3 protein-coding genes and 1 tRNA gene are annotated in these 4,118 nt (G+C 67.2%); all 4 read right to left on the bottom strand.

Features of this window, described 5'->3' with window-relative positions:
• Positions 1–609, bottom strand: a 609-nt coding sequence (locus VNT50_RS12385; RefSeq protein ID WP_325485420.1) for an HAD family hydrolase, incomplete at its 3' end; no start/stop codon positions are given.
• A 58-nt stretch (positions 610–667) separates the two neighbouring features.
• Positions 668–741, bottom strand: a tRNA-Pro gene (locus VNT50_RS12380).
• Positions 742–806: 65 nt separating this feature from the next.
• Complete coding sequence (locus VNT50_RS12375; protein ID WP_325485421.1) at positions 807–1,724, bottom strand: metallophosphoesterase; 918 nt, start codon at positions 1,722–1,724, stop codon at positions 807–809.
• A 53-nt stretch (positions 1,725–1,777) separates the two neighbouring features.
• A partial coding sequence (locus VNT50_RS12370) for a transglycosylase domain-containing protein (protein ID WP_325485419.1) occupies positions 1,778–4,118 on the bottom strand: 2,341 nt, incomplete at its 5' end.

Here is a 4,118-nt window from a genome sequence, read left to right as displayed (position 1 = left end):
GATGCCGGTCTGCTCGGCGAGTCGCGTCATGCCGTAGGCCTTGTCGATGCCCCGGTGGGTGATGTCGACAGAGGTGGATCCGCCCGAGCGCACCTCGAGGTCGGGAATGCGGGCGGCGACCGCGTCGCGCAGGGCGGACTTCTTCGAACTCGTGGGGTCCCAGGCGATCTTCGCCTTGAGCGGCGCGGCCTGGCCGAGCGCGGAGAACGTGATCTGCGATCCGCGGTCCTCAAGGATCGGGCCCCAGGTCTGCTCCTCCCAGAGTCCCAGGCGGCGCGCCTCGGACTCCACCGCGGCGAGGGCGCGGGTCTTCTCGTCGTCGGTCAGGTGGTGCGCGTAGACGGGGGAGAAGCCCGTGCCGTCGAAGCGGTAGTACTGCGTCCCGCAGGTGGGCATGAGGTGGATCCGGGCGAGGGTCTCGGTGGCGGCATCCGGCAGCCGGTCGACGACCTGCGTGCGGAACTGCGTGATCTGACCGCCCGAGATGATGGCGACCTCTACGCGCTCGGCGAGGTCGATCAGCAGATCGCCGATGCGCGGGTCGATCGCGCTCTTCGACGGGGCAAGGGTGTCATCGAGGTCGAATGCGACCAGTCTGGGGATTCCCACGCGTCTCCACTCCTTCTGCAACAAGGGGCCCCGCGGATGGCGGAGCCCCTTTGCTGGGTCGGGGTGACAGGATTTGAACCTGCGGCCTCGTCGTCCCGAACGACGCGCGCTACCAAGCTGCGCCACACCCCGTGGCAACCCTCCGAGTCTACCCGATGGGCGAACGGGTCCCGTTCACGTCGTCCACAGGCCGCACATCATGTCCGCGGCACGAGGGTCAGCAGCGAGGCCTCGGGCGGGCAGGAGAAGCGCACGGGTGCGTAGATCGACTGGCCGAGTCCCGCACTGACGTTCAGCGGAATCGTGCGGCCGTGGGTCCACGAACTCAGCCCGCGGGCCTGCTTCAGCGGGAGGTCGCAATTGGCGACGATTGCGCCGAACCCGGGAATGCGGATCTGGCCGCCGTGCGTGTGCCCGGCGAAGATGACGTCGGCCCCGAGCCCGGTGAAGGCGTCGAGCACCCTCCGGTAGGGGGCGTGCGTGACCCCGATGGTGAGTGGCTGCCGGTCGGCCTGCTCATCGGCGTGACCGTCGCCGTCGGTGTCGGTGTCGCCTTGGCGCAGCTCATCGACGAGCCCGGGAAGCACGTCGAGTCGATCCCAGTGGCGATGCGCGTCGCTGACGCCGAAGAGGTCGATCCGGTGACCGCGCACGACGAGGGAGGTGGCCGCGTTGTTCACGTCGTGCCAGCCCAGCGTCGTGGTCATGAACGTGTCGAGCGCATCGGTGTCGAGCGGCTCCGCCGTGGGGTGCTTCTTGGACGGCCCCATGAAATAGAGAAACGGATTGCGCGGCGACGGGGCCGTGTGATCGTTCGACCCGTGCACGAAGACACCGGGGACCCCGCGGAAGCCCGCGAAGGCGGCGCGGATGCCGCGCAGCCCGTCGACATGCCCGAGGTTGTCGCCCGTGTTGACGATCAGATCGGGGCGCAACGAGGCGAGGGAGGCGATCCAGGCCTGTTTGTGTCGCTGCCACGGTGCCATGTGGGCATCGGAGAGGTGTAGCACGCGAATCGGATCGGAGCCCGGCTCGAGGATCGGCACGGTCGAGCGTCGCAGGGTGAAGAGCTGCCGCTCGATGCCGATTCCCCAGATCGAGGCGGCCGCGCCCATGACGCCGAGCGCCGCCACCGCGGTGACGGCGGGGGAGCGTGTGCCGCGCGTCACTAGGGGCACTTGTTGCGCGAGTAGTTGACGCTGACCTGCGTGTTCGGGTTCGTCACCGTACCGGCCGCGGGACTCGTGGACGTCACCACGCCCTCGCCTCCGGCCGCCCCGTCCTCCGAGCATGTGCCGGGGACGGCGTTGCCGAACCCGGCGCCGCGGATGGCGCTCAGCGCCTGATCGGGTCGCTGTCCCGTGACGTCGGGTACGGCGCGGCCCTGTCCGTTGCTCGGGTTGATAGTGATCGTCGCCCCGCCCGCGACCTTGCCTGCGGCCGGGTCCTGACGGGCGATGATTCCCGCGGCATCCGCCGCGTCGATCGCGTCGCCGACGACCACGGTGAAGCCCGCGGCCTCGAGGGTCTGCTTCGCCTGATCGGTCGGCATCCCGACCACGTTCGGCAGGTCGGTGAGCACTTGGCGGATGAGGTTCTGGTCGGGCCTCGCGAAGGCGTCGCCGCCGTACACAGCGTTGGCGGCGCGCTGGATGACCGGCGCGATCCTGTGGCGCAGCTGGGCGAGCTCGACGCCGTTGTGGAAGCGCTTGTAGAGCGTCGCCTCTCCCTCGACGTTGCCGACCCACACGGCAGTGGTCACCTTGCTGCTCGATTCGATCATCATGGTCTGGTATGTGTTGTGCGTGCCGGTCTTGCCGATCATCGGGGTGCCATCCCGCGGATTGGATTGCGCGCCCGTGCCGTTCCCGTTCATGACGCCCTGGAGCGCGTAGGCCGCCGTTGCGGCGATCTCGGGGGCGATGACCTGGCTGCAGGTCGACTGCGGCGGAGTGATCTCCTGGCCGTTGGCGTCGGTCACGCGGTCGATCGCCTTCGGCGTGCAGTAGATGCCGTTGTTCGCGACCGTGGCGTAGGCGCCGGCCATGGCCAGGGGGGCGATGTTCTTGGAGCCGAGCACGTCGAATGCCACATTGGCCACGTACCCGACATCGGGGTTGCTCTTGTACGTCAGTTGCCCGTCGCCGGTCTTTACGCCCATGCGATCCGCGACCTTGTTGATATCACAGAGGTCGAGCTTTTCAGCCATCGCCAAGAACCCGCTGTTCAGGGACTGGGCCGTGAAGCTCATGACCGTTCCCGTGTATCCCCCGGACTTGCCGAAGTTGTCGATCTTCGTCCTCGTCGTGTTCACCCAGTCTCCCGAACACGCGGCCTTCATGCGTGGAAAAACGCGGTTCGTGCCGTTCAGCGTCTCGTTCAGGGAGTGACCCTTCTCGAGCCAGTCGATGAGCGTGAAGAGCTTGTACGTCGACCCGACGGGGAAGCCGATCGAGCTGCCGTGGTCCGAGTCGGCCGCATAGACCTGAGACGAGTAGGCGGGGTCCGTCGCGGCGAGATCGCGGTCCTCCGTGAACGTGGTGTTCTGTGCCATCGAGAGAATGCGACCCGAAGTGGCCTCGAGGCTCACCGACGCGGAGCCGAAGTCCATACCGTCGATGCGCCCCGGAGCCCAATCGCGCATGGCCTGCTCGGCGGGAAGCTGCACGCGCGGATCGAGCGTCGTGTAGACGTTCAGCCCGCCGCGCTTCAGCGCCTCCTTGCGCTCGTCGGGGGTATTGCCGAACGCGACATCCGTTTCGATGATCGTCTTGACGTACTGGCAGAAATAGGCTGATCCACCTGCTGCCTCGCACCCGAATGTGGGCTTCACGATATTCGGCGTGATCGGTTCGAGTGCCGCCTGCATGTACTGCTCCTGCGTGATCTTTCCCTCATCGAGCATGCGGCTCAGCACATAGAGCTGACGCCCCTTCGTCGCCGTGTAACCGTCGGCCGCTGCGGTGAACTGCTCCTGCGTGATCGTCCCGGCCTCCAGCAGGGTGTTGAGGGCAGCCAGCTGGTTGTCGCTCTCGGTCACCACCTGCCCGTCCGGGGCACCGTTGCTCTCGTTCCCCGGCTGATCGATCCGGTACGTATTGGGGTTCTGCACGATGCCCGCGAGCGTCGCCGCCTGCGCGACGGTGAGCTGGCTGGCCGATACCGCGAAGTAGCGCTGGGCCGCGGCCTCGATTCCGTAGGTCGTGCCACCGAAGTTGGCGATGTTCAGGTAACCGAGGAGGATCTCGTTCTTCGAGTACTGCTTCTCCAGCTGGATCGCGTAGCGCATCTCCTGCAGCTTGCGCTGGATGCCCTCCGTGCCGCGGGACTGCGTCGCCTCCGTGAAGCACGCGAGCTTGTCCTCGTCGGTCTTGGCATCTGCCTCGCAGCGCTGGATCAGCACGTTCTTGACATACTGCTGGCTGATGGAGGAGCCACCCTGCGTCTCGGAGTCGCCCCGCAGGTTCGTCAGCACGGCACGCGTCGTGCCGACGAGGTCGACCCCGCCG

This window comes from Microbacterium sp. (assembly GCF_035554235.1).
GTDB lineage: Bacteria > Actinomycetota > Actinomycetes > Actinomycetales > Microbacteriaceae > Microbacterium.
The sequence above is the reverse complement of the archived record's forward strand: the minus strand, read 5'-3'. Positions and strand labels throughout refer to the sequence as shown.

Coding starts and splice junctions, on each gene's coding strand:
- VNT50_RS12375 (WP_325485421.1), bottom strand. CDS start 1,724: ATGGGCGCGGCCGCCTCGATCTGGGGAATCGGCATCGAGCGGCAGCTC.